The organism is Sorangium sp. So ce1153, from assembly GCF_051521595.1.
Lineage (GTDB): Bacteria > Myxococcota_A > Polyangia > Polyangiales > Polyangiaceae > Sorangium.
The window spans coordinates 12,992,907-13,017,266 of the sequence record NZ_CP150361.1 but is presented as its reverse complement, the minus strand read 5'-3'; the positions used below and the strand labels follow the sequence as shown (position 1 = coordinate 13,017,266).

Here is a 24,360-nt window from a genome sequence, read left to right as displayed (position 1 = left end):
CTTCCCCTGTTTCCAGGGCGGGTGAGGACGTCCATGCCCCGGAGGCTAGGTCCTCACGTAGCGTGAGGATCAAGGCCCGGCCCCAACTTTTTTCGCGTCACCCTCGCGCGCCCCGGGCCGTCACTCCTCACCTCTGGCCGCGGTCGCCTCGACGATGCCCGCCCGGAGGAGCACCCCGGCGAGCGCCGCCGCGGCGGTCGCCGCCCAGAAGGGCGCGCCCATGCCGACCCGCGCGTAAAGCTGGGTGGCGACGAGCGGGACCACCACATACGCCAGCTCCTGGAGCGCCTGATTGCCGCCCTGCGCCTGCCCCTGCGCGGCCGGCCCCGCGGCCCGCGACAGCAGGGCGGCGAACGAAGCGGTGAGCAGGCCCTCGCCGCCCGCGAACGCCACGATCGCCGCGACGAACGCCGGCGCGGACGGGTGGCTGGCGACGAGCGCCATGGTCGCGAGCGCGAGGACCACGAGCCCGAGCCCCAGCGCCAGCGCCCGCGAGTCCCCGAGGGCGCTGACCAGACGCTCCAGCAAGATCCCCTGCACACACACGTCCGTGACGCCGACCGCGATGACGGCGAAGCTCACCGCGTCGGCGCCCCACCCGAGCCGGTCCTTGGCCAGCAGCGCGAACGTCGCCTGGAGCGAGACGAAGGCCGCCGTGAACAGCACGCCCACGGTCAGGAGCGGGCGGAGGTGCTTCAGGCGGAGCAGCCCGGCGAGCTGCGAGAGCGGGTCGAGCTTCCGCCACGGCACCGCGCGGGCCCGGCGCTCGGGGGCGAGGCTCTCCTCGAGGAACACATAGCTGCCCGCCGCGTTCAGGGCCGTGAGGAGGGCCGCCAGGAAGAACGGCGCCTTGAGGCCGAGCCTCAGTGCCAGTCCGCCGAGCGCCGGGCCGGCGATGAGGCCTGCTCCGAACATCGCGCCGATCCGCCCGAAGTACCGGGCGCGCTGCTCGGGAGGCGACGTGTCGCCCAGGTACGCGAACAGCGTGCCCACGTTGCCCGCCGTGAGGCCGTCGATCGCGCGCCCGAGGAACAGGAGCGGGAGGGCGTCGGCGAAGCCGAACAGCGCATACCCCGCGGCGGAGCCCACGAGGCTGAGCAGGAGCACCGGGCGGCGGCCCGTCGCGTCGCTCAGCGCCCCGAGCGCCGGCGCGGAGAAGAAGGCGCAGAGCGAGTACGACGCGCTCAGCAGGCCCACCGCCGAGGCGACATGGGCAGGGTCGCCGGCGAACCGCGCGGCGAGGAAGGGGACCACCGGGGCGACCAGCCCGGTGCCGGCCGCGCTCAGGAACGCCGTGGCCTGAAGGAAGAAGAACGCCCCCGGGCGTACGCCCGCGCCGGCAGGGCGCTCGACGGTGCTCGTCATGCAGCGAGGGGTACGACCCGCGCGCCGCCGCCGATTGAACAAACGCGACACGGGCGCGCGCGCCTTCCCCGGGCGCGCGTCAGGTCAGGCGCGCGCGCCTTCCCCGGGAGCGGCGCCGCGCGCGCCCTCGCCCGGCGGCCAGAGGCGCCGGACCTCGCCGGCGTACCGGCCCGGGCTCATGCCCGCGAAGGCGCGGAACTCCCGGATGAAGTGCGCCTGATCCGCGTAGCCGAGCTCGAAGGCCAGCGCGGTGAGGTTCGCGCCCGGGTCGAGCTCGAGGCGCTCGGTGGCCCGGGAGAAGCGGATGAGCCGCGCCAGCGCCTTCGGAGAGAGGCCAGCGGCCCGCTTGAACTGGCGCTCGAGCTGCCGCACCGACACCCCGAGCCGCTCCGCCAGCGCGCCGACGCGCGCGCCCCCGCCGCTCGCGTGCAGCGCCAGCCCCGCCGCCGCCACCGGGGCCGCCGCGCGCCGGGCCACGCGGCGCCGCGCGAGCAGCCACGCCTCGACCAGCCGGAGCGCCGCGCCGCCGGCGCCGTCCGCGAGGAGCGGCCCGACCCGCCCGGAGAGCGCTTCCAGGCCCGGGCCCACGATCGTGCAGTACCCGCGCACGTCGGCCTCGCGCTCGAGGAACGAGGCCGCGTGCCACGGGTGGAAGCGGACGCCGAGCACGCGCGACAGGCCGCGGGAGATCATCCGGGCCGACCCGTCCCGCACGCCGATCACGAAGACGGACGGCAAGGGGCGCAGGCGGCCGTCGCGCCCCTCGATGCGCGCGTCGCCGCGGTGGAACACGAGGTCGACGTTGGCGTCCGGCAGGAGGTGGTGCTCCTCCGTGCTCGCCGTGTGGCGCTCCTCGTACGAGGAGTAGCTCTTCACCGCGCCGCGCAAGAGGGGGTGCGGCGCGTGCTCGCGGTAGCGGACGCCCTCGGACGCCATCGATCCAGCGACTCTGCGGGACGCGGGCGGCGCGCGCAAGCGCTGACGCCACCGTCACCGGACACCACGGAGAAGCCTACCCGACCGGAGCCCCACCGCGCCCGGGCTCCCTGATCGTTCTGGAACGCTCGGTCCAGAATGATCGCCGGGCGCCACGCCACCTCCGCCGCCCCGGACCGGTCACCGCAGGCGGAACGTGGTCTTCTCGACCGACCGGTACTGCGGCGGCCACTCCATGTCGAAGCCCTGCTCCGCGGCGGCGTGCCGGGTCCAGTACGGGTCGTAGAGGTGCGCCCGCGCGAGCGCGCACAGGTCCGCCCTGCCGGCCGCGATGATGCTGTTCACGTCCGCGTAGCTCTGGATGTTGCCCACCGCGATCGTCGGCACCTTCGCCTCCAGCCGCACGAGCTCGGAGAGCGGCGTCTGGAACAGCCTGCCGTACACCGGCTTGCTGGACGGGTCCGTCTGCCCCGCCGAGACGTGGAGGATGTCGGCGCCGTGCTCCCGCAGCATCACCGAGAGCGCGACGAGATCGTCCGTCGTCAGCCCGCCCGGCGCCCAGTCGGTCGCCGAGATGCGCACGCTGATCGGCTTCTCCGCGGGCCACGCCGCCCGCACCGCGTCGAGCACCTCGAGCGGGTAGCGCATCCGGCCCTCGATCGGCCCGCCATACGCGTCCGCGCGCCGGTTCGTGAGCGGCGAGATGAAGCTCGCGAGCAGGTAGCCGTGCGCGCAGTGCAGCTCGAGCAGGTCGAACCCGGCCTCGTCCGCCCACCCCGCCGCCTGGACGAAGTCGGCGGTCACCTGATCCATGTCCCCGCGATCCATCGCCTTCGGGACCTGGCTCTCCGGCAGGTACGGGACCGCGGAGGCGCTGAGGAGCGGCCAGGCGCCGCTCTCGAGCGGCACGTCCATCCCCTCCCACATCCGCTTCGTCGCGCCCTTGCGCCCCGCGTGTGCCAGCTGGACGCCGATCTTGGCCCGGGAATGGGCGTGGACGAAGTCGACCACGCGCCGCCATCGCCCGGCGTGATCGGGCCGGTAGAGCCCGGCGCAGCCCGGCGTGATGCGCCCCTCCGCGCTCACGTCCGTCATCTCGGTGATCACGAGCCCCGCCCCGCCGAGCGCCCGGCTGCCGAGGTGCACGAGGTGCCAGTCGTCGATCTGCCCGTCCTCCGCCGAGTACTGGCACATCGGCGACACCACGACCCGGTTCTCCAGCACGAGCGACCGCAGCCGGAACGGCGTGAACATCGGCGGCGGCGGGGCGCCCCCGGCGGAGGCGGCGCGCGCCCCCGACTGCTCCTCCGCCTTCGTCGCGACGTGCGCGTCGACCTCGCGCACGAACGCCGGGTCGCGCGCCTTCAGCCCCTCGTGCGTCACCCGCAGGCTCCGCGTCAGCAGGCTGAACATGAACTCCACGGGATCGAGCGCCATGTAGCGCTCGGTGTTCTCGAACCACAGGAGGCTCACCTGCGCGGCCCGCTGGAACGCCTGCACCTTGGGCTTGCGCTCCGCCTCGTACGCCGCGAGCGCCTCTGGCACGCGCGGGTGCCGCCCCAGGCTCTCGACGAGCGCGATCGCGTCCTCGAGCGCGAGCTTCGTCCCCGAGCCGATGGAGAAGTGCGCCGTGTGCGCGGCGTCCCCGAGCAGCACGACGTTGTCTGCGCTCCAGCGCTCGTTGTGCACGGTGGGGAAGCTCCGCCAGACGCTCCGGTTCTTCAGCAGCCGGTGGCCGCGGAGCTTGTCCGCGAAGAGCTCCTCGAAGTACGCGATCGTCTCGTCCTCGCTCGCGCGGTCGAGGCCCGCCCGCCGGAAGGTCTCCTCCCGGCACTCGACGATGAACGTGGAGCGCTCCGGCTCGTAGCGGTACGCGTGCACGCGGAACAGGCCGTGGCGGCTCTCCTCGAAGTAGAACGTGAAGGCGTCGAAGGGGAACGTCGTCCCGAGCCACACGAAGCGGTTCGGCCGGACGTCGACGCGCGGCTGGAAGCGGTCGGCGAAGCGCTCGCGGATCCGGCTGTTCACCCCGTCGGCGGCGACGACGAGGTCGCTCCCGGACAGGGCGTCGCCGGCGTCCTGCACCTCCTCCTCGAAGCGCAGGGCGACGCCGAGCTCCCGCGCCCGCGCCTGGAGGATCGCGAGCAGCTTCTGGCGCGAGAGGCCGCTGAAGCCGTGCCCGGTCGAGGCGAGGACGCGCCCGCGGAAGTGCGCGTGGAGCTCGTTCCAGTGGGCGAGGCTGCTCCGGATCGCGTCGTAGCTCGGGCGATCGGCGTCAGCGAGGTTGTCGAGCGTCGCGTCCGAGAACACGACGCCGAAGCCGAACGTGTCGTCGGGCCGGTTCCGCTCCACCACGACGACCTCGCGCCGGGGGTCTCGCTGCTTCGCGAGCAGCGCGAAGTAGAGGCCCGCCGGCCCGCCGCCCACGCATGTGATCTTCACCGGCCCTGCTCCCCTGCTCCCGCGCCTGCGCCCGCGCCGGAGCCTACACGAGAACGCCGACGTGCAGCGCCGCTCCGGCGGGCTATAGCGTGGACATGAGCGACGATCGAAACTTCCCGGACTGGCAAGCGCTGTATCAGAGCACCCCGGCGGAGAGCCTGCCCTGGTACCACGCGGCCCTGGATCCCGATCTCGAGCAGGCGCTCGATCACTGGCAGGTGGGTCGTGGACGGGCGCTCGACCTCGGCACGGGCCCGGCGACGCAGGCGTTCGCGCTGGCGGCGCGCGGGTTTGACGTCACCGGCACCGACCTCTCGCACGCGGCCATCGAGCAGGCCGTGGCGCAGGCGGCGCAGCGGGGTCTCGCCGCGCGCTTCCTGCAGGACGACGTCCTCGACAGCCGGCTGGACGAGCGGTTCGACGTCGTCTTCGACCGCGGCTGCTTCCACTGTCTCCCGCCGGAGCGGCGAGGCGATTACGTCAGCACGCTGAAGCGGCTCGTCGCGCCCGGAGGGTTCTTCTTCCTCAAGTGCTTCAGCGTCCAGCAGCCGGGGGACGTGGGGCCGTACAAGTTCACGCCCGAAGACCTCCGCGAGATCTTCGGGGCTGATTTCGAGGTCCTCTCCAGCGTGGAGACCGTCTATCAGGGGACGCTGGAGCAGTTCCCGCGCGCGCTGTTCTCCGTGCTCAAGCCGCGGTGAGGAGGGCGGCGTCCCGCCGGGGCTCGCGGACTGGGGCGACCAGTCGTTCGTCGCGGCGGCGCGCCCTCTTCCGCCCGCGCGTCCGTTGACATAACCGACATCGCGATGCCCGCGAAGATGGCCGTCTTCAGGGGCCTAATGCCGCTCTTCCGGCGGCGCATCGCCGGCCAGCGCCTTTGCGCGAGCGGCGCGGACCGCCGCGAGCCAGTGCGCCTGGTCCGGGTCGCTGTCCCAGGGCGGGGCCTTGCCGTAGAGCGTGTCCCAGTACACGCGCGCTGCCGCCTCGGCCGTCGCGGCCTCGGTCTCGCCTTCCGGCGCCTCCTCGACGCGGTCGGCGAAAGCACACCAGGGTTCCGAGGCGTAGTGGCTCAGGTTCGGCCACGGTCTCCCGGGCGCTCCATCAAGGATCCCGCCGCTGCTCTGAAGGTAGCCCTCATAGGCGCACTGCGCGATGGCGTCCCGCCGGCGGCGGTTGACGTACCTCGTGCAGATATCGCGGTACGCCGCTGCCCATTCGCGATCCTCCTCGGGCACGTCCTCTCGCCATGCGCTCGTGTAGATGTCGCGCAGCTCCTGCTTGCGTGACTGCCACTCGTTCCAGTTCTTGGGATCCGGCAAGGCCCGGAGGGCCCGCTCGCGCGCGGCGGTCGGTCCTGGGTATTCCGGCAACCCAGCCCCCCAGTACCACGGAGGTTCCAGCAGCGGATGGATGGGCCGCTTCATGGAGTTCGGGCTGCCTCGGCGCGCGAGCTGAAAGCCCCTCTGGAAAGCGCGGAGCGCCGCGGTCCGGCGCTGCTCGGCCTGATCGCCGGACACCAAGGTTCGCCGGAGATGGGTCCAGGGGGCGACCCGGGCAGTCCGATCAGGGCATCGATGATGCCGTCTACCGTGATCGCGTCGGGGTCGATCAGCTCAGGCGGCACCTTCTCCGGCTCGTAGCGGACGAGCAGGGCGGCGAGTAGGTGTCTCATCGGTTTCCCTCGCGAGGTTGCCGGATGCACGCCGGCGCGAGCGCGGACGATGCTACCAGCGGCGCGCGGCGCCGGGCAAGGCGGCTCGGGCGATGCTGGCGATCGACGAGGCGCTGTTCGGAGACCACGTCCGGCACGGCATCGCCGCCCCGCTCGTGCCGCACCCGCGCAGGGCAGGCCGCAGCGGCGAGCCCGAGCGCTTCTCCAGGAGCACGGCGCATCCTCGGCGCGCCTCTGCGGGATGCTCCTCGTCCGAGCCAAGGTCGGAGAGGCCCTCGAGCGCGGCGCGCCAGCAGGCGAGCGGCTGACGCAAGTCGACGGGCGGTGCGCGTGGAGTTCGGGCGTTGACCTTCCGTTTCGATGATAAAACCAGACGCGCGGTCCCTGCGGTCGTTGACGCTCATAGGAGACACCACTAGCCTGTGAACGAGTCGCGCTACACAACGGCGCGACGCGAGGTGGACCTTGGGAAAGATAGCTTCAAGGTTGGTGTCGCTCTTGATGCTCGGTTTGCTCGGTGCAGTGCTGATCCCCGGATGTGTGATCCGTATCGGCTCTGACGAGGGGGCAGATGACACGCCGCAGCCCCGAGGTCCCGGGGATGAATCCACTCCTGAAGAGCCTGCCGTGACGCCGGAGGAAACGACGATCCCTGAAGAGCCTACCGTGACGTCGGAGGAAGCGGCGATCACGGCCCTCGAGAATGTCGACCCGGACGAGGCCGCACTGAAGAACGCCACCGCAGAGTATGCGGCCGTCACGTGTTCCAGCCTGGTCCAGTCTCAGCTCACGGATACGGACGATGTAGACCCGGAAGCGGTACAACAGCTCTTTGACCAATACGCGCCGATAGCCATCGATCAGGCGCTCGCCTGGATGTCAAGCGCCAACGCGTCCATTTTGGCCGAGGGGATCAGGCCAGCTCCCGAGTTCGAGTGTATCAAGCCGCCTCACGAGTGCAGGGCCACCGAGGTTTGCCCCATCGGCGATGGGGCGGTCTGCATCGTGACGGGATGCGCAGATGGCAAGTGTCCATGGTGTGACCTGTTCGGAAGCTTGATCTACGACGGCTACTGTACATATGCCTGCATGCAGGGCGGCAGGTACTGGGGCTATGGATTCAATCTGCGGCTCCGGTTTGCGAAGCAGTGGAACGGATTTGTTTGCAGACCTTTCCCTCAATAAGCAGGCGCTCTTCTGGAGACGGAACCGATGTCAGAGGACGATGCTTCGCCGGGCGACGTCGCCGCGCACACGGCTAGGGCTACCATGCAGTTCATCAACATGGTGGCTTTCCTTGCCTCCCCGCGCGTCGTCGCGGCGGCAGGCGGAGTGCCTCCTCGCGAACACATCGTGAGTCACATTGACGAATTCGTGTCCACCCTGCCGAGCCTCGGGGGTATGGGAGCTCGGCACCGGTCGGACGTGCTGCTACTCGCGCGCGCGTTCCGCGATCTGGTCAGGGAATGGGTGCCCGACTCCGTCTCCTCCTGCGTTCCTCCTCTGGTCCAGGAGAGCGCGCGCGACCTCCTGCGAGCGCAGGGCATCCCCGAGCCGTCCGGGGGGTGGGACCATCTTGAAGCGTCAAAGGATGACGAGGCGCCGGTGGGCCATGGCGATGACGGACCCATGTCGGCCCTGTTCCCCTGCGAGGATCGATCCGTCTACCTGCGAGCCCTCCGCGTCAGCATCACGGGCGATTTCTTGAGCAGCCTGGCGGATGGCGGGACGCGCAGCGGCCCGGGGGCCGCCCTGGAAGCGCGGGGAGAGCCGACCTTGGACCGCCTCGTGCAGGGCGCCGATCGGCTTCTCCTGCTCTCCTTGAGGGCGGCGCGCTGCCTCGAGCTGTTGTCTCCGTTCCTCTCTCGGCATGCTGCATCCACAGCGAGGCGGATCCCGACGTGCGACGAGCTGTTCGGCCACCTGGCCGCTTACATGGAGTTCTCGACGAGCTTGCAGCGCAACCCTGGCTGCGGGGCCAGCCTGCGGATTGTCACGTCGGCGGCGCACGCGGCGAGGCTCGGCCCGCTGTTTCGCGCGTGGATCCCGGGCGCCGACGTCCCCACAGAGATCATCGCGGCAGTTCGAGACCTCTTCGGTGCGCTGGGGATTGAAGAGCCCGCGGAGGGGTGGGATCGATTCGAAGGATTCGTGCCCCGGCCAGGGGCCCGCTGATCGCGCCGAGCAAGGGGGGCCGCTGCGCAGCGGCGACGGCGGGTGGCGTCACCGGGAAGGAACCGCTGTCAGGCGCTCCCTCGAAGCGGGCCCGGCGAGCACACCGCCTCGCGGGCCGTCGCGGGGGCGAAATCCTTCCCCGAAGGCATATCGTTGCCCCGCGACTTGAGATTCATGCCCGCGTCAGCGGCTCGTGCTCGATCGGGATGCTCTAGAAGGTCGCGCGGCGCACCACCGCGCTCGCCGAGGACACCCGGATATGCCGCTCCGCTACAAGTCGCTGCTTGACCTCCTGTCAACCTTGCGCGGCGGCGGCCGGCCTGTGAAGGGTGCCTTCCCCGGCCAGGCGGCGCCGGCCGGGGAAGGCGAGCTGGAACCCGAGTAGCATGGCTGCAGGGAAGCTTCGACGAATTGGCGCAATGGCAGGACCTCATGGGTCGAACAAGGGCGCACATGCACGGTACGTGGAGCCATAACGCCGTCTTTGGCATCTTCGTCTGCGGCATCAGCGCGGTCAACGCTCGCGGTCGACCTCGGGTGGTCCGGTCATTTGCTCAGAGAGGTTCCACATGAAGGAAGGCGGGAAGATCATTCAGGTTTTCGTCCCGCCTTCAGGCCTTCATGTTCAAATGATTGCGCCACCTGCCTCCCCTTCGTGACCGGCGTCCGCGCAGGCACGGCTTGGCTCCCTTTCGTGACCGGCGTCCGCGCAGGCACGGCTTGGCTCCCTTTCGTGACCGGCGTCCGCGCAGGCACGGCTTGGCTCCCTTTCGTGACCGGCGTCCGCGCAGGCACGGCTTGGCTCCCTTTCGTGACCGGCGTCCGCGCAGGCACGGCTTGGCTCCCTTTCGTGACCGGCGTCCGCGCAGGCACGGCTTGGCTCCCTTTCGTGACCGGCGTCCGCGCAGGAGTGTCTTCCTGCTGTCCAAGCAGGCCGGGCACTAGCGGAAACGTCGCCTCCTGCACCTGCGTGACCGTCTGCGCCCATGCGAGAAGGGCGGACCCCTTTCTCACCGCGAGTTCTGCGCGTGGATTCTTCCCCTCTGGGCCGTATCCGTGGGCAACTAGGAAGGCGGCGACGCTCCCATACTCCAGCTCGATGACCGCCGACTCGGCGATCTTGTCATGGCCCTTCTTGAAGAAGGTAAGTGTGTCTTCGCCGCAGCCGCACCAACACTTACCAGTAGGCTGAACATTCGTCATACGCTCTCCTTCCAATGTTCAAGAATCTTGAACCTTGAACCTTGGTCCGTCAAGCGGCTCACGTTCCTCTGGATAGGCTGGGCTCGGCCGGCTGCAGGTTCCCGGCAGCCTCGGACCGGTGGTCCGAGTGCGGTCGACCGCATCCCGTCGCCGTCGCCGGTGGCTCAGGGGCGCTCGGGAGGATGTGGCGCGCCCCGTCCACGCGGCGCTCGCAGGAACCACGCCGCGGCCTGCACCACCTCCCGCGCCGCGCCGCGCCGGGCGCCGGCGTCCCCAGCTCGTGGCGACCGTCGCCCTCTCCCGGCCTTCGCAGCCTCCCCGGGCTCCCGCGCTATAGTCCCACCGTGACGCACGAGGCTTCCCTTGATCAGGCGCCGGCGGGCGGGATCGTCCTCCGCTGGCTCATCGGCTTGCGCTGGGCGCTCTTCGCCCTGCTCGCGGCGACGCTGGCCGTCGACGAGGCGCTGTTCGGCTACCACGTCCGCTACGCCATCGCCGTGCCCATCCTGGCGCTCGCCGCCGGCCTCAACCTGGTTCTCGCCCGGCGGCTCCGAGCCGAGCAGGGCGCCCAGAGCTCGCTCGTCGCCGGCGTCGTGGCGCTCGACCTCGTCGCGATCGCAGGGGTCCTCGCCGCCTCGGGCGGCGCGGGCAACCCGTTCAGCGCCCTCTTCTTCGTGCACGTCGCCCTCGCCGCGGCGCTCCTGCCGGCGCGGACCACGTTCGCGCTCGCGGCGCTCGCGGCCTGCCTCTTCGCGGCGCTCTTCGCGCTCCCCGCCGGCGCTTGCTGCCCGAGCCACCCGGAGCACGGCGCCTTCTCCACGCACCTCTACGGGATGCTCCTCGCCTTCGTGCTGAGCGCGGCGCTCGTCGCCCACGTGCTCCTGAAGGTCCGCCGCGCGCTCGACGAGAGCGCGGCCGAGAACGCGGCGCTGCGCCGGCGCGCGGAGGAGGCCTCGCGCTTCCAGGCGCTCGGCGCGCTCGCGGCCGGCACCGCCCACGAGCTCGGCACCCCGCTCGGGACGATCGCGGTGCTCGCCGGCGAGAGCCTCGACGACCCCTCGTCGAGCGACGCCGCGCGGCATCGCGCCCGGACGATCGCCGAGCAGGTCGAGCGCTGCCGCGTCGTCATCGCGCGCATGCGGGCGGACGTCCGGGCCGACGGCCTGCGCGCCGGGGTCGAGGTCGGCCAGGCGACCCTGCGCGGCGTGCAGGCGTGGCGGGCGGCGCACCCCGGTGTCGCCGTCGAGGTGCGCGGCGACCTCGCGCCGCGCCGCACGGTGCCCCTCGACGCCGCCGACGTCGAGGCGGCCCTCTTCGCGCTGCTCGACAACGCGCTCGAGGCGCTCGGGCCGAGCCCCGCGGCCGCGGGGCCGATCGTCGTCACCGTCGAGGACGAGGGCGGCGCGCCGGTGATCAGCGTCGAGGACGGCGGAGGGGGCGTCCCGCCCGGCCTGGAGGGGCGGCTCGGCGAGCCGTTCGTGACGACCAAGGCCCCGGGCGAGGGGATGGGCCTCGGGCTCTACCTCGTGCGGACGCTCATCGAGCAGGTCGGAGGGCGCCTCACCGTGTCGGCGAGGCAGGCACCTGACGCGCGCGGCGCGCGCGGCACGCGCGTGGCCTTGCGCCTCGCGCCGGTGGACTCATGAGCGCGGAGGCCGCCGGCGAGCCGACGCTGCTCATCGTCGACGACGACGCGACCTTCCGGACCGCGCTCGGGCAGGCGCTCGGCAGGAGCGGGTTCGCCGTGTTCCTCGCCGCGAGCGCGCAGGAGGCCGTGGAGATGGCGCGCGAGCACGTGTTCGAGTACGCGCTCGTCGACGTCCGGATGCCGGGGCAGAGCGGGATAGAGCTCGTCGGGGTGCTGCGGAGCATGGATGACGGCATCCGCATCGTGGTGTTCACCGGCTACGGCACGATCGCGAACGCCGTGGCGGCGATCCGGGCGGGGGCCGTCGATTACCTGACCAAGCCGGTCGACGCGGCCCGGTGCGCGCGGTCCCTGCTCGGCTTCCCCCCGGCCGCGCACGGCGACGAGGACCTGCCGTCGCTCGAGCGGGTGGAGTGGGAGTACCTCCAGCGCGTGCTCGCGGACTGCGAGGGGAACATCTCGGAGGCGGCGCGCAAGCTCAGGATGCACCGGCGCTCGCTCCAGCGGAAGCTGTCGCGGCTGCCGCCGAGGTCGTGAACGTGGCCGAGGCGGGGTATATTCCGTATCGGACGAGGACCAGACGATGATCAAGCGGCTCTACATTGATCGTTTCAAGACTTTCCAGAATTTCGAGTGGAAGCCGGAGTCGGTCGCGCTGCTGATGGGGCGCAACGGAGCGGGGAAGACGCTGCTCTTCGAGGTCCTTCACCTCCTCCGAGACTTGATCTGTGAAGAGCTCCCGCTGTTGAGCGTTTTTCCGGGCACTACCTGCACGCGCTGGGATCTCCGGAAGGAGCAGAAGTTCGAGATCGACGCGTCCGGACCGGAAGGGGTGTTTCAGTATAAACTCACCATCGAGCACGAACATAACCGTGGGGAGGCTCGGATCGACACAGAGACGCTGCACCTGGACGGTGTGCCACTCTTCTCTTTCAAGAAAGGCCAGGTCCAGCTCCACAAGGACAGTGGGGAGCCCGGGCCGTCTTTCTCGGGTAATTGGCGCAAGTCCGGTCTAGCCGCGGTGGTGCCTGGGTCGGCCAACACGAGGCTGACGTGGTTCAAGGAGTGGCTGGGTGGCCTGGTCGTGCTGCGCCCGAACCCGGCGAGGATAAACGGCCGTGCTGACCGAGAAGATCCATTTCTCGCGCCGGACTGCGCCAACTTCGCCAGTTGGTATCGGACCTTGTGGCAGGAGCGACCCGATGAGGTGACGCAGGCGCTCGGCGCCCTGAGCAAGGTCCTCGACGGCTTCAAGGGCATGTCGATCCGCGTTGATGAGCAGCGCACGGGCTGGCTGCGGGCCAACTTCGCCGGTCCCGCCGGCGTGGATTTTCAGATGCAGTTCGACGAGCTCTCCGACGGCCAGCGCGTGCTCATCGTTCTTTATGTGGTCCTGTACACCCAGATCGAGAAGAGCCGTACTATCGCTCTGGATGAGCCGGATAACTATGTTTCTCTCGACGAGATCCAGCCATTCTTGATGGAGGCGCTCGACCGTGCTCAGCGCAGCGACGGGGCGCAGCTATTTATCATATCGCATCATCCGGAATACTTGAATCAACTCGCCCCGGCGGACGGATACACCATGTTCCGGGAGGGGGGTGGGCCGACCCGGATTGAGCGCTTCCGTTCCGGTGAGGCGATCCCGCCTGCAGAGATCGTCGCGCGCGGGGGCCTATCGCGAGAGAGTGCAGCATGAGCCGCAAGGTGACAGCGGTCGTGCTCTGCGAGGACAAGCAGGCGCGAACCGTGCTCTATCGCTACCTGAAGCACGAGCGCGGCTTCGAGCGCGTGCGCATATCATCCCTGCCTGCGGGAGAGGGGTGCGGGTCGCAATACGTCCGCGAAAACTTCGCGAAAGAGGTGCGCAGACAGCGGGACAAGTCCGTCGCGACGGTGTTGCTCGTGCACATCGATGCCGATAATCACACCGTCGCTCACCGCCACCGCGAGCTCGAAGACGCGCTTGAGAGCGAAGGAGTAGAGTCGCGTGGGCCGGACGAGCCGATCGCTCTCGTGGTCCCACGCTGGGAGACGGAGACCTGGCTCCACCACTACCGGGGTCAGGTCGGCGTGGTGGAGACCGAGAAATATTCGAAGTTCGAAGGCCGGGAAGCGGAAGCCGCCGAGCCCACCGTGGCCGCACTGGTCGCCTTGGTGGACGGGCGGGCCGCGGCGCCGGCCAACCTGCCCTCGCTCGCCGTCGCGGCGGCGGAGCTGAGACGGCTGCCCTGATCCGGGCAGGGCATCGAAGCGCGCCGTGCGCTAAGGAGAGGCGATGCCCTACAAGCCCATCGAGTCCTACGGCGTCATCGGCGACATGCACTCGGTCGCGCTCGTCGGGATGGACGGCTCCATCGACTGGTGCTGCCTCCCTAATTTCGACTCGCCGAGCGTCTTCGCGGGCATCCTCGACGAGGCGAAGGGGGGCAGCTTCGCGCTCGCGGCGGCGCACGGCGCGTCGCGCAAGCAGATGTACATGCCCGACACCAACGTGCTCCTCACGCGGTTCCTCGACGCGGAGGGGGTCGGCGAGGTCTGCGACTTCATGCCGATCCACCGCGACACGTACGGCGCCTACCGCCGCGGCATGCACCAGATCGTCCGCGTCGCGCGCGCCGTCCGCGGGGCGGTGCGCTTCCGGCTCGCCTGCCGCCCCGCGATGGACTTCGCCCGCCGCCCCCACCGGGTGATCCTCGACGACCCGCGCGGCGCCATCTTCGACTCGGATGGCATCGACCTCGCGCTGGTCAGCCCGGTCCCCCTGTCGGCCGACGGCGCCGGCGGGGTGACCGCCGACTTCGTGCTGCAGCCCGGCGAGTCGGCCACGTTCTCGCTGCGCCAGGTGGAGGACTGGACGGCGAGCGCCAACCTGCTCTCGACGCCCATCGACGGCGAGGACGCCCTGCGGCGCACGGTCAGCTTCTGGCGGCAATGGCTCGGCAAGTCGCGCTACAAGGGGCGCTGGCGCGAGATGGTCGACCGCTCGGCGCTCGTCCTCAAGCTGCTCACGTTCGAGCCGACCGGCGCGATCGTCGCCGCGGCGACGACCAGCCTGCCCGAGGAGATCGGCGGGATGCGCAACTGGGATTACCGTTACGTCTGGGTGCGCGACGCCGCCTTCACCCTCTACGGCTTCCTCCGGCTCGGCTACACCGAGGAGGCCGCGCGCTTCATGGAATGGCTGAGCGCCCGCGTCTCCGAGAAGGACGGCCCCACCGGGCCGCTCCAGCTCATGTACGGGATCGACGGGCGCCACGAGCTGCCCGAGGTCGAGCTGACCCACCTCGACGGCTACCGCGGCTCGCGGCCGGTCCGGGTCGGGAACGGCGCGACAGCGCAGCTCCAGCTCGACATCTATGGCGAGCTCATCGACTCGGTGTACCTGTTCGACAAGTACGGGTCTCCCATCTCCTACGACTTCTGGCGCGAGCTCCGGCGCATGGCCTACTGGGTCTGCGACAACTGGGAGCGGGCGGATGAGAGCATCTGGGAGGTGCGGGGCGGACGGCAGCAGTTCGTCTACTCCAAGCTCCAGTGCTGGGTCGCGCTCGACCGGACTCTGCGGCTCGCCGACAAGCGATCTCTGCCGTTCGATCGGCCGCGCGTCGCCAAGGCGCGCGACGACATCTACGAGACGATCATGACGCGCGGCTGGGACGCGAGGCGGAGGACGTTCGTGCAGTCGTTCGGCTCGGAGGCGCTCGACGCGAGCAACCTGCTCATGTCGCTGATGCGCTTCATCTCCCCCACCGACCCGCGCATCGTCGGCACGATCGACGGCACGCTCGCGGAGCTCGCGAGCGACACGCTCGTCCACCGCTACGAGCTCGGCAAGGGCGCCGGCGACGGCCTGACCGGCAAGGAGGGCACCTTCAGCATCTGCACCTTCTGGCTGGTCGAGTCCCTGGCGCGCGCTGGCCGCCTCGACGACGCGCGCTTCATCTTCGAGAAGATGCTGACCTACGCCAACCACCTCGGCCTGTACTCCGAGCAGATCGGGCCGAGCGGCGAGCTGCTCGGCAACTTCCCCCAGGCCTTCACCCACCTCGGGCTGGTCAGCGCGGCGTTCTACCTCGATCGCGCGCTCGGTCAGAGCGGATAGAGGATGTCGAGGAGAGGGTGGCTCGCGCGCGCCCCGCCGGTGAACGGCGGGGCGGGGCTTCTGCGCGAGCGGAGGAAGGGAGAGGGGAGCCGCCGGCAGCCCGGGATATCCAACCCCGGGCTGCCGGCGCTCTGGGCTTCATCGAGGAGGGCCGGCGCGGCGCCGCGCTTTCCAGAGGAGGCGGAGCGCGCGGCGCCGTCCGGCGGGTGCAGTCAGATCAAGGTCAGGTTCACCAGCCGAAGCCGCCCAAGCCGCCGAAGCCGCCGAAGCCGCCGAAGCCGCCGCAGCAGGGGTTGATGAAGGTCGGGACGAAGCTGGTGATCGACGTCGTGACCGCCGCCAGACCGCAGCCGCCGCCGAAGCCGCCGAAGCCGCCGAAGCCGCCGAAGCCGCCGAAGCCGCCGAAGCAGCGCGCGCCGTCACGCTGGGCCTCTTGCCCGACGCCGACCTGGCCGATCTGCGCCTGCGCGCCCGTCTGGCCGATCTGCGCCAGCTGGCCGACCTGGCCGATCTGCGCCTGCGCGCCGATCTGCGCGTGCCCCGCCTGCCCGACCTGCGCCTCGGAGAGGCTCGCCATCTGCCCGACCGCGGCCTGGCCGATCTGCGCCGTGCCTTGCTGGGCATAGCCGCCCTTGGTCGGGAGGCCCTTGCTCGGGAGCTGGCCCTTGGTCGGGAACTCGCCCTTGCTCGGCAGGAGCTCGCCCTTGCTGGGGCCGAGGCTGCTCTTGCTGGGCAGCATCACGCCCTTCGAGGGCAGCTCGCCCTTGGTCGGGGGCAGGCCGAGCTTGCTGGGCCCCATCTGGCCCACCTGGGCCTGCGCCTGAGCCGCGTACCCGCCGCGCTCGGCCTCCTCCAGCGCCGCGCTCGCGGAGTCGACGCTCTCCGCGTCGAGCGCCATCTCGTCCGTGTCGATCTCCTCGTCCGCGCCAGCCGCGCACCCGGCCCCGAGCGCCAGCACCATCGCGAGACCCATCATCTTGCCATGAATCGAGATCATCGGTCCTCCCCGGTGTCCTTGCCTGGCCTTGCGGCCCCGAACACCTTGGCTCACCCATGAGCAGGGTGTGTGCCTATCTCTCCTGTGCATAGACTGCCGCTCCGAGCCCTCATGAATTCGAGGGCGGCGTCCGCGAAGTAGGCACTCGTCGGATCTGCTCTCCCTTGGGACTTCTCCGCGATTCGAGCGAAATGGCTCCCGGCGACGCGCTGCGCGCGCGCCGCGCCGGCCGCGCGGAGGGCCGCTTTCACGCTGGCGGGGCGGCTCCTCGCCCCTCTTCGCGCCCTCGCGCCCGGGGAAATCGAACTGCGCACACGCCCCCGCGCTCTCGCTGCGCCGAGTTCACGGCATGACCCGACCGCGCGAAGTCGTCGCGTCGAGCGCAGGTGTTCTCAAAATAGGTGGAACCTCCCTCCGGATCCAGAGAAACGCGGGCCGCGCTCGACGCCGGCGCAATCGCCCGCGCCGTCCGGGAGAGACGCGCGCGGTGCGCCCCGCCTGCTCAGCGCCGACCGTTCCGACACAATCGTGCATCCGCGCGCTCGCGAGAGCGGAATCCTCGGCTCCGGCCGGAATCGTCCGCCGCCGTCATTCCGTGGTGGCCGTGGGCATCTCGATCCGTGATGGCTGTCGATGGGGCGTCCCGTCGCGCAGCTGCCGTCCAGGTCGCGTGTCCCGATCACGCGTGTTGCGCGCTGACCGACGCCGCCGCTGTACGAGCCCGCGCGGTCCTCGGAGTCCCGATCGTCCGCGACGCGCCGCGGCGGGCGCCTCGCGTGCGGCGTGGCCGAACGCGCCCCGGAGCGCAGCTTTTCGTCGCTCCGCTCCCGCTCGGCACGGACGCGGACGAAGCGGCTGTCATTCCCGCTTGCGCGGGACGTTCGGTAAATGGTCCAGTGAGCGATGTCGTAGACGGGGAGGGAGCATGCGAGTTTGTGGTCTGCCATACGGCTCTTGACGTGTCGCAGACGGCGTGTCTCATGCTGTCCGGGACGCTGGCTCACCGGCGTGCCCGGCGGGCCGGACGGCGGCGGTGGCGCGCCGGATCGAGCCTCCTTGGCGGGAATCACGAGGGCAGGGCGCGCTTCGCGTAGGGCGCGGGCGCGGGAGCAGAGCAGGAACATGGCTCAGGGTCGCATCATGGCCGTCGCTACGTATCTTCCGGAGCGCGTCGTCACGAACCAGGAGCTCGTCACGAGCTATGGTCTCCCCTACTCTGCAGACTGGCTGCAGCAGGCCACCGGGGTCGTCGAGCGGCGCTTCGCGGGCGACGCGGAGACAACGCTCTCCATGGCCGCGGCGGTGCTGCGGCAGCTCATCGAGGCGGGGCGGCTCCCCGACCCGTTCATCGACGTGCTCATCATGACGAGCCACGACTGCGCGCGAGCGGACACCGGCGGGGCGGCCTTCGCCGCGTGCATGGCCGGGCTCTCGCCCGTGGTGGCGCTCGATCTCTGGTCCGCCGAGGGGGGGCTCGCCGCGGCCATCGACGTGGCGAATCGGCACCTCGACAGGGGCTATCGGCGCGCGCTCATCGTCGCGAGCGAGGTGCGGTCGTGGCCCCTGCGCGCGGGGCAGCCGTGGTCCGGCGACGACCTGGCGGCGATCCTGGGCGACGGCGCCACGGGCGTGCTGCTCGAGCGGGGCGACGGCCTCGGGGCCGACGCCCCCGCGCGAGGCGCCGAGCTGCTCTCGGCCCGCGTCGCGACGCCGGTGCTCGCCGCGCCTCACCCGAGCCGTGGATAGACCTCCTCCTCGAACAGCGCCCTCACCTGCTCCGCCGGCGCCTCGGCCACGAACTCCGCGTAGTCTTCCGGCGCTGGCACCTTGTATCCACCCCTCCAGGGCGCGACGGCGTTGAGCCACGCCGTGTGGAGCGTGAGCCCCGGCCGGAAGGCCGGGTGCCCCAGCTTGCAGAGCGGCCCGCGCGCCAGGTTCGTCGCGTCGAACACCCAGATCTCCGCGCGGTGCGCCGTCGACACGAGCGCGACGACGTAGCCGTCCGTGTCCGACCCGCTGCCGCCGCGCCGCGGGACGAACTGCAGCGAGCTGAGCCAGCACCCCACGGCGCGCCGGGGGAACTCGTAGCGATCCTCGATCCGCATCGATCGGTGGTTGAAGCGGAACAGGCTATCTGGGTGCCCGCCCTCCGCGCGCATGCGCCGGAGGGCCGCCATGGGGAGCGCGCGGTGCGGGTGGGCCGCGTAGAGCCGGTCGGTGAACTCGCTCGAGAGCTCGTCCCACAGGCCCACGCCGCGCCAGTAGACGTTCTCGAGGCGATCGGGCGGCATCCACGACGCGCCCGTCTCCCTGTACGCGTAGAGGCCGACGCCGAGCGCCCGCGCCGCGTCGGAGAACACCGCCTGATCCACGACGCGCTCGGCCGCCGCGTCGAGCGTGTACCGGCCGATCCGGTGCACGTCGGCCTGCCCGGGCGGGCACAGCCCGCGGAGCCGCGGCGGCGCCGGGGCCCTGTCGGCCGCGTGCCGATCGAAGGACCGGAGCCACTCTCCGTGATCCGTCGCGCAGCTGTGCGCCGCGTGCACGGTGATGCGGTCGCCCGCGTCCTCGTAATCGACGAGGAAGTGCAGCGTCTCCAGGGGGACGACGACCCGCTTCACGACCGCCGGCCCTCCGCCTGGCCGCAGCGCGTCCCGCCGGACCAGGTAGAACGTCGTCGACGGCTCCTGGGGCGTCGTGAGCAGCGCCCGGAAGAGGCGCTCGACGCCAGGGCTCTCGGGGAAGCTCTGCACGGCCACGCTCTCCAGCCCGAGCCTGAAGGCCGTGTCCGCGAGCACGATCCAGCGCCGCGTCAGCCCGACCTGGTGCACGCTCTGCTCGATGCGCACCGGCGCGCCGCCTGGCAGCGAGAGCTCGTGCCGCTCCGGCTCGTTGTGGCCGTCCCACCGCAGGAGGACCACGAAATCGCCCCCTGCCTCGCGGAGCGGGACCCCGCCGAGGCGCGCCGCCTGCCGCCCGAGGAGGTCGCCCGGGCCAGGCGGCGGACCCGGGCGGAGGCGCGCGGGCAGGAGCTCGAGCGCGCGCTTCGCGAAGAGATCGAGCCGATCCGCGCGCGGCCGGAGCAGCTGCTGCTCGAGCATCGACGCGGCCGCCGACGCGAGCCGGTCCCAGGAGCGCGGGACCGCGCCGAGCTCGTCGAGCCGCGGGAGCGACGCGGTGAAGAGGGGGAGGAGCGAGCGGCCGTGGTTGACGGTGAAGAGCTCGCCCCGCGCCGCGTCGAAGCACGGGTGCGCGGTCGCCAGCGTCACCGGGAACGGGTGATCGACGGGCACCGCCGGGTACCACGTGCTGTTGCGCCCGACGGGCGTGACGAGCTCCAGCGTGGCCGGATCGAGCTCGTACGGCCGCCCCGCGTCGCCCGTGACGAGGAGGCGCGCCGGCGCGCGCGGCGCGTGCATGGGCACGAGCGCCGTGTTGAGGTGGTTGCGCAGGCCGAGGTGCGGTGAAAAGCGGAGCAGCCCTGCATTGCGGAAGCCGAGCGCCTCGAAGCGCGTGCCGGGGCGCGAGGCGGCGTCCGCGTGATAGCAGGGGGTGCGCGCGAGCCGCGACGTCAGCCGGACCGGGCCGCCAGCGTCGAAGTCGAGCCGGTAGATCATCCCATTGCCGTTCAGGATCGGCGCGCCGTCCGCGCTCGGCAGGCCGCCGTCGACCGAGCCGGCTGGCCCGATGGCGAACACATGGCCGGAGAGGTCGCCGGGCACGCCGCCCGGGAGCGATGAATCGAGCACCGTGAGCTCGACCCGCGTGAGCTCTTCCGCGCTCGCTGCCATCAATGCATCGGGGACGCGCTGGCGCATGTCGACTCGGTCACAACAAGCTACGCCAATTCGCGCGCGCCGGGGAACGCGCCGCGCCGAAGATCAACGAATTCTATTCTTCCCGCCTGGGACGGAATGGCGCGCGCGCTGCGGTCGAATCCGGTGCGGCGCTCGCTTTCCACATTTTCATTCCGTATCGCCGGGGTGATCTGCGCGCCTGGCCCTGTTTTCCATGCGCCGGCGCGCTCTCGGCGGCTTGCGACGGCGGTTGTCGGCCCCATCTGTACGGGTGCACCAGGAGGCACATGTTCGACCATGGGTTGACGGTCCTGCGGATCCGGGGAATCCCGATCCGGCTGCACATCACCTTGCTGATTTTCCTGCCGTACGTGGCGTATGTGGCGGCGTCGCAGTTCTCGGTGGTGGCGTCGTCGCTCGGGATCCCGCTCGAGGCGCTGCGCCTGCCGCCGCTCGCCTGGGGAGGGATCCTGGCTGTCGGGCTGTTCGTCGCCATCCTGGCGCACGAGCTGGCCCACTCGTTCGTCGCGCTCAGGAATGGAGTCCGGGTGCGCGCGATCACGCTGATGATGCTGGGCGGCGTCTCGCAGATAGAGCGCGACGATCCCGAGCACGAGGCGTGGATGGCGTTCGCCGGGCCGCTGATGAGCTTCGGTATCGCGCTCGGCAGCTACGCCGCCTATCGCCTTCTCCCCGCGCCGGCGGAGGTCGGCGCGGCGCTCCTCGCCTTCGCGATCACGAACGCGATCATCGGCGCGTTCAACCTGCTCCCGGCGTTCCCGATGGATGGCGGCCGGGTGCTGCGCGGGCTGCTCCTCCGCCGCATCGGGCCGGCGCGCGCGACGCGCGTCGCGACGACGACCGGCAAGGGGATGGCGGTGGTCTTCGGTCTCCTCGGCGTGCTCTCGTGGAACCCGATCCTCGTCTTGATCGCCGTGTTCGTCCACATGGGCGCCTCGGCCGAGCAGGCGCGCGCGAGCACGCGCGAGCTCCTCCGCGGGGTCCCGCTCGGGCGCTTCATGACCGATCGGCTCGGCGACGCGTATGCGGACGAGAGCCCTCGCGCGGTCGCCGAGCGGCTCTTGCGCGACAACCTGATCGGCGCCCGCGTGATCGACGACTCGATCGACGATTCGAGGGGCGATGATTCGGGGCGCGATGGTTCGGGGGGCGACGGTGCGAGGGGTGGCGGCGAAGGGCGCCGGGAGATCGGCGTCGTCACGGTCTGGGACCTCGCGCGGCAGCTGGGGCGCGGGGCGGCGCCGGCGACGGTGAGCGCGGTGATGCCCGTGGATGTGCCGAGGGCGCACGCCGACGACGACGCGTCCCGCTCGATCGACGTGCTGGCGAGCGGCGAGGCGAGCGCGATCGCGGTGCTCGACGGGGGAGAGCACGTCATCGGGCTGGTGACGACGGCGGAGATCCAGCGCGCGCTCGCGCTCGCCGGCGCGCTCGGCGCGCCCCGCTGAGCGCGTCGTCACCCGTTGAGCGCGCCGTCACGCACCGTCACCGAACATCTCGAGTCGCGCCGCCCCGCGCTGGCACTCACATTGCTGAGCTGCGCTGCGAGGAGCAATGACGTGAAGCAGAGCAACAACGTGACTTCGCTCGTGCGAAGGCGGCCCAGGTCTCTCTCGGTGGCGAGGTCCGCGCTCGCGGCGGCTGCGCTCGGGGTCGGCGCCTCGCTGCTCATGGGGTGTTACGGCACCGTCGCGACGGAGGGGTTCGTCGTGTCCGGCTACCCGGCGGTGCGGGCCCAGGCGGTCCCGGTGGAGATAGCGGCGTATCCGCGCGTCTATTTCCGTGGGACCTATGCGTATCTGGTCGGCGACGAGTGGTATTACCCGACGAACCGGGGCTGGGTCGTCTTCGAGGAGGAGCCTGTGGAGCTCAGGCGTTACCGGCAGACGTACCGGGAGTCGCCGCGGTACGTGCCGGAGCGAGCGCTGAGCTATCCGCGCGAGCGGGGGCGCCGTTTCTACACGCCGCGCTGAGGTGAGGCAGCCGTGAAAGGACGGGTTCGAGGATGAATCAGGACAAGAGCGTCTTTCCCATGTGCGGGCTCGCGTTATCGGGCCTGCTGGCCACGGGGTGCGTCTTCGATGTGAGGGACGACTTCCGTCCCCGGCCAGCCGTCGGCAGCATGGCGGTGGAGTGGACGGTGAGCCGCCGGAGCGACGCGCGGGCCTGCGCCCGCTTCGGCGGCCGCCAGGGCGCCGATTTCGAGCTGATCGTCTACCGGGGCAGCCGCGAGGTGGCGAGGGAGTACGCGCGCTGCGAGGACTTCAGCATGACGGTGGATCTGCCGCCCGACGAGTACAGGGCCATTGCCACGCTCGTGGAGCGGGACGACGAGCGCCCTGTCACCACGACGCTGAACCTCGAGGGACTCCGCGTCGTGAGAGGCGCTCAGCTCAACATCAACGTCGACTTCCCGTCGACCTCTTTCCTCTAGAGCGGTTTTTCAGCCGGAATCGGCACACCGTCTTCCGTCTTCCGTGTTCGTTCCGCGTGCGCGTGCGCTATTTCCCGGAGTCAGCGCGCACGCGGAAGACCGACGGAAGACGACAGATGGAAGACGACAGACGAGCCGTGCAGCTCGGTACCGGCTAGCCCGCTCTCGGAATCGTGAGCCGCACCCGCGTCTCGCCGCCCGGCCCGTCCTCGATGGCGAGCCCGTAGTTCGTGTGCGCCGCGATCGCGTGCGCCGCGATGAGCGGCAGCGCCGGCGGCCGCCCCTGCGCGACCGCCTCGAAGTCGCGGCTCAGCACCACGCTCCGCGCCGCGGCGGGGAGCGGCGGGCCAGCGTCGTCGAACGTGATCTCGACCCCGCTCTGGCCGTCGACCAGCGTGACGAGCACCTCGCTGCCCGGAGGGGACGCGCTGATGGCGTGGTCGAGCAGCGCGTGCAGCAGCACCGTCAGCGCGCCCTGCGGCACCACCTCCGGCGCGGTCTCCGGCGACTCGACCGCCACGCGCACGTCGTGGCGCGCGGCGCGCGCGAGGTCGTCCTTCACGACGTCGCGCAGCACGTCGGCCACGTCGCAGTGGCGCGGGAACTCGTGGAGCGGGCAAGAGCCCAACCTCGCGAGATCACTCACGGTTTCAGAGGCCGCGGTCACGTGGCGGCCCACCGAGGACGCCGTCTCGCCGACGTCGCCGCCGTGATTCCGGAGCGGCGCTATATCGCGGCCGATCGCCGACAGGATGCCGCGCAGCTGCGTCCCGAGCACCCGCGCCGCGGCGACGAGCACCGCGAGGCTGTCGCCGCTCGGCGGCAGGTGCGACACCGGATCGCTGCCGGCGAGCCGCGAGACGGCGCCGGCCAGCGACCCGCGCTCGCGCTCGCCCTCGACCCGCGAGAACACCGCCGCGAGCTCGCGCGCGTAGGCCTCGCCCTGGGCCTGCGCCGCCGCCAGCTCCTTCTTGAGGCTCTCGACCTCCAGGCGCTGGAGATCGACCTCGGCCGGCAGCGTCAGCGTCTGCATCAGGCCGTCGAGCTCGAGCCGGCCGCCGTAGCGCAGCGCCATCCGCGACAGCCACACGCGCTCGGTCTCGAAGTTCACGGGCGTCTCCGGGCCGAGGTTGACCCGGACGCTCACCTCCTCGCCGACGCGGCGGATGCTCACCTCGGGCGCCCCGGCCTGGCTCGTCGGATCGCCGCCCTGCGCGATGAGCACCTGGAGCATCCGGCGGAGCTCGGTCTCGTCGCCGAACACCGTCGTCCCCTCGCCCATCTCGATCTGCACGCGCGCCTCGGGCGCGACCTCCCAGAGCAGCGCGGTCAGGTCGACGCGCCCGCGCCGCCCGCGCGCCATGGGCCGGCCGTGCAGCGAGGCGAGCATGCTCACGGCCTCGTCGAGCCGGTTGAGCGTGCTCTCCACGCCGCCGGCGCTGTCGTCCGACGGCTGCGGCGGCGGCGTGGCCTCGGCCGCGATCATCCCCACGCCCTGGCGGAGCTTCTGGGCGGCGCTGCGCGCCTCCTGCGCCAGCAGCCACGTCAGCTCGGGTCGGGTCAAT

20 protein-coding genes are annotated in these 24,360 nt (G+C 71.2%); 12 read left to right on the top strand and 8 right to left on the bottom strand.

Features of this window, described 5'->3' with window-relative positions:
• Window positions 1–120 precede the first annotated feature (120 nt).
• The 3 genes from WME85_RS47395 to WME85_RS47385 form a co-directional block, all read right to left on the bottom strand.
• A complete protein-coding gene (locus WME85_RS47395; protein WP_437831340.1) occupies window positions 121–1,365 on the bottom strand; it encodes an MFS transporter in 1,245 nt (414 codons plus the stop codon).
• A gap of 84 nt (window positions 1,366–1,449) precedes the next feature.
• Window positions 1,450–2,301: a helix-turn-helix domain-containing protein gene (locus WME85_RS47390; protein WP_437831339.1), complete on the bottom strand. Its 852-nt coding sequence runs from the start codon at window positions 2,299–2,301 to the stop codon at window positions 1,450–1,452.
• A gap of 180 nt (window positions 2,302–2,481) precedes the next feature.
• Window positions 2,482–4,743, bottom strand: a complete 2,262-nt coding sequence (locus WME85_RS47385) for a bifunctional salicylyl-CoA 5-hydroxylase/oxidoreductase (RefSeq protein ID WP_437831337.1) — start codon at window positions 4,741–4,743, stop codon at window positions 2,482–2,484.
• 95 nt (window positions 4,744–4,838) lie between these two features.
• Here WME85_RS47385 and WME85_RS47380 point away from each other — a divergent pair, with 95 nt between their 5' ends.
• The gene (locus tag WME85_RS47380; RefSeq protein ID WP_437831334.1) at window positions 4,839–5,444 is read left to right on the top strand and encodes a class I SAM-dependent methyltransferase; all 606 of its coding nucleotides are present in this window, start codon (window positions 4,839–4,841) and stop codon (window positions 5,442–5,444) included.
• Between the two features lie 135 nt (window positions 5,445–5,579).
• On the opposite strand, the gene WME85_RS47375 is transcribed toward WME85_RS47380, so the two are convergent.
• Together WME85_RS47375 and WME85_RS47370 are read right to left on the bottom strand one after the other, a co-directional pair.
• A complete protein-coding gene (locus WME85_RS47375) occupies window positions 5,580–6,167 on the bottom strand; it encodes a hypothetical protein (RefSeq protein ID WP_437831332.1) in 588 nt (195 codons plus the stop codon).
• 300 nt (window positions 6,168–6,467) lie between these two features.
• Window positions 6,468–6,629: a hypothetical protein gene (locus tag WME85_RS47370; RefSeq protein WP_437831329.1), complete on the bottom strand. Its 162-nt coding sequence runs from the start codon at window positions 6,627–6,629 to the stop codon at window positions 6,468–6,470.
• A 251-nt stretch (window positions 6,630–6,880) separates the two neighbouring features.
• Between WME85_RS47370 and WME85_RS47365 the strand changes: the two genes are divergently transcribed.
• The 7 genes from WME85_RS47365 (at window position 6,881) to WME85_RS47335 (ending at window position 15,546) form a co-directional block, all read left to right on the top strand.
• Window positions 6,881–7,600, top strand: coding sequence for a hypothetical protein (locus tag WME85_RS47365; RefSeq protein ID WP_437831328.1), 720 nt, complete (start codon window positions 6,881–6,883; stop codon window positions 7,598–7,600).
• Between the two features lie 444 nt (window positions 7,601–8,044).
• The gene (locus tag WME85_RS47360) at window positions 8,045–8,590 is read left to right on the top strand and encodes a hypothetical protein (protein ID WP_437831326.1); all 546 of its coding nucleotides are present in this window, start codon (window positions 8,045–8,047) and stop codon (window positions 8,588–8,590) included.
• A gap of 1,547 nt (window positions 8,591–10,137) precedes the next feature.
• Window positions 10,138–11,439: a sensor histidine kinase gene (locus WME85_RS47355; RefSeq protein ID WP_437831323.1), complete on the top strand. Its 1,302-nt coding sequence runs from the start codon at window positions 10,138–10,140 to the stop codon at window positions 11,437–11,439.
• Window positions 11,436–11,978, top strand: a complete 543-nt coding sequence (locus WME85_RS47350; RefSeq protein ID WP_437831321.1) for a response regulator transcription factor — start codon at window positions 11,436–11,438, stop codon at window positions 11,976–11,978. The genes WME85_RS47355 and WME85_RS47350 overlap by 4 nt, the downstream gene beginning before the upstream one ends.
• Before the next feature lie 46 nt (window positions 11,979–12,024).
• Window positions 12,025–13,140 carry an AAA family ATPase gene (locus tag WME85_RS47345; protein WP_437831319.1) on the top strand — a complete coding sequence of 372 codons (1,116 nt, stop codon included), beginning with the start codon at window positions 12,025–12,027 and terminating at the stop codon, window positions 13,138–13,140.
• Window positions 13,137–13,676, top strand: coding sequence for a hypothetical protein (locus WME85_RS47340; protein ID WP_437831317.1), 540 nt, complete (start codon window positions 13,137–13,139; stop codon window positions 13,674–13,676). Before WME85_RS47345 ends, WME85_RS47340 begins: the two co-directional genes overlap by 4 nt.
• Window positions 13,677–13,719: 43 nt before the next feature.
• The gene (locus tag WME85_RS47335; RefSeq protein ID WP_437831315.1) at window positions 13,720–15,546 is read left to right on the top strand and encodes a glycoside hydrolase family 15 protein; all 1,827 of its coding nucleotides are present in this window, start codon (window positions 13,720–13,722) and stop codon (window positions 15,544–15,546) included.
• A 229-nt stretch (window positions 15,547–15,775) separates the two neighbouring features.
• On the opposite strand, the gene WME85_RS47330 is transcribed toward WME85_RS47335, so the two are convergent.
• Complete coding sequence (locus tag WME85_RS47330; protein WP_437831312.1) at window positions 15,776–16,543, bottom strand: hypothetical protein; 768 nt, start codon at window positions 16,541–16,543, stop codon at window positions 15,776–15,778.
• A 1,140-nt stretch (window positions 16,544–17,683) separates the two neighbouring features.
• Here WME85_RS47330 and WME85_RS47325 point away from each other — a divergent pair.
• A complete protein-coding gene (locus tag WME85_RS47325; RefSeq protein WP_437831310.1) occupies window positions 17,684–18,289 on the top strand; it encodes a hypothetical protein in 606 nt (201 codons plus the stop codon).
• Here WME85_RS47325 and WME85_RS47320 read toward each other — a convergent pair.
• Window positions 18,271–20,334, bottom strand: a complete 2,064-nt coding sequence (locus tag WME85_RS47320) for a carotenoid oxygenase family protein (protein ID WP_437831307.1) — start codon at window positions 20,332–20,334, stop codon at window positions 18,271–18,273. The two genes, WME85_RS47325 and WME85_RS47320, sit on opposite strands and share 19 nt — an antisense overlap.
• Window positions 20,335–20,627: 293 nt before the next feature.
• On the opposite strand from WME85_RS47320, the gene WME85_RS47315 reads away from it, so the two are divergent.
• The 3 genes from WME85_RS47315 (at window position 20,628) to WME85_RS47305 (ending at window position 22,795) form a co-directional block, all read left to right on the top strand.
• Window positions 20,628–21,809: a site-2 protease family protein gene (locus tag WME85_RS47315; RefSeq protein ID WP_437831305.1), complete on the top strand. Its 1,182-nt coding sequence runs from the start codon at window positions 20,628–20,630 to the stop codon at window positions 21,807–21,809.
• A gap of 111 nt (window positions 21,810–21,920) precedes the next feature.
• The gene (locus tag WME85_RS47310; RefSeq protein WP_437831303.1) at window positions 21,921–22,334 is read left to right on the top strand and encodes a hypothetical protein; all 414 of its coding nucleotides are present in this window, start codon (window positions 21,921–21,923) and stop codon (window positions 22,332–22,334) included.
• Window positions 22,335–22,366: 32 nt separating this feature from the next.
• Window positions 22,367–22,795 carry a hypothetical protein gene (locus WME85_RS47305; protein ID WP_437831301.1) on the top strand — a complete coding sequence of 143 codons (429 nt, stop codon included), beginning with the start codon at window positions 22,367–22,369 and terminating at the stop codon, window positions 22,793–22,795.
• Between the two features lie 154 nt (window positions 22,796–22,949).
• On the opposite strand, the gene WME85_RS47300 is transcribed toward WME85_RS47305, so the two are convergent.
• On the bottom strand, window positions 22,950–24,359 hold the full coding sequence (locus tag WME85_RS47300) for a sensor histidine kinase (RefSeq protein ID WP_437831299.1): 1,410 nt from the start codon (window positions 24,357–24,359) through the stop codon (window positions 22,950–22,952).
• Window position 24,360 lies beyond the last annotated feature (1 nt).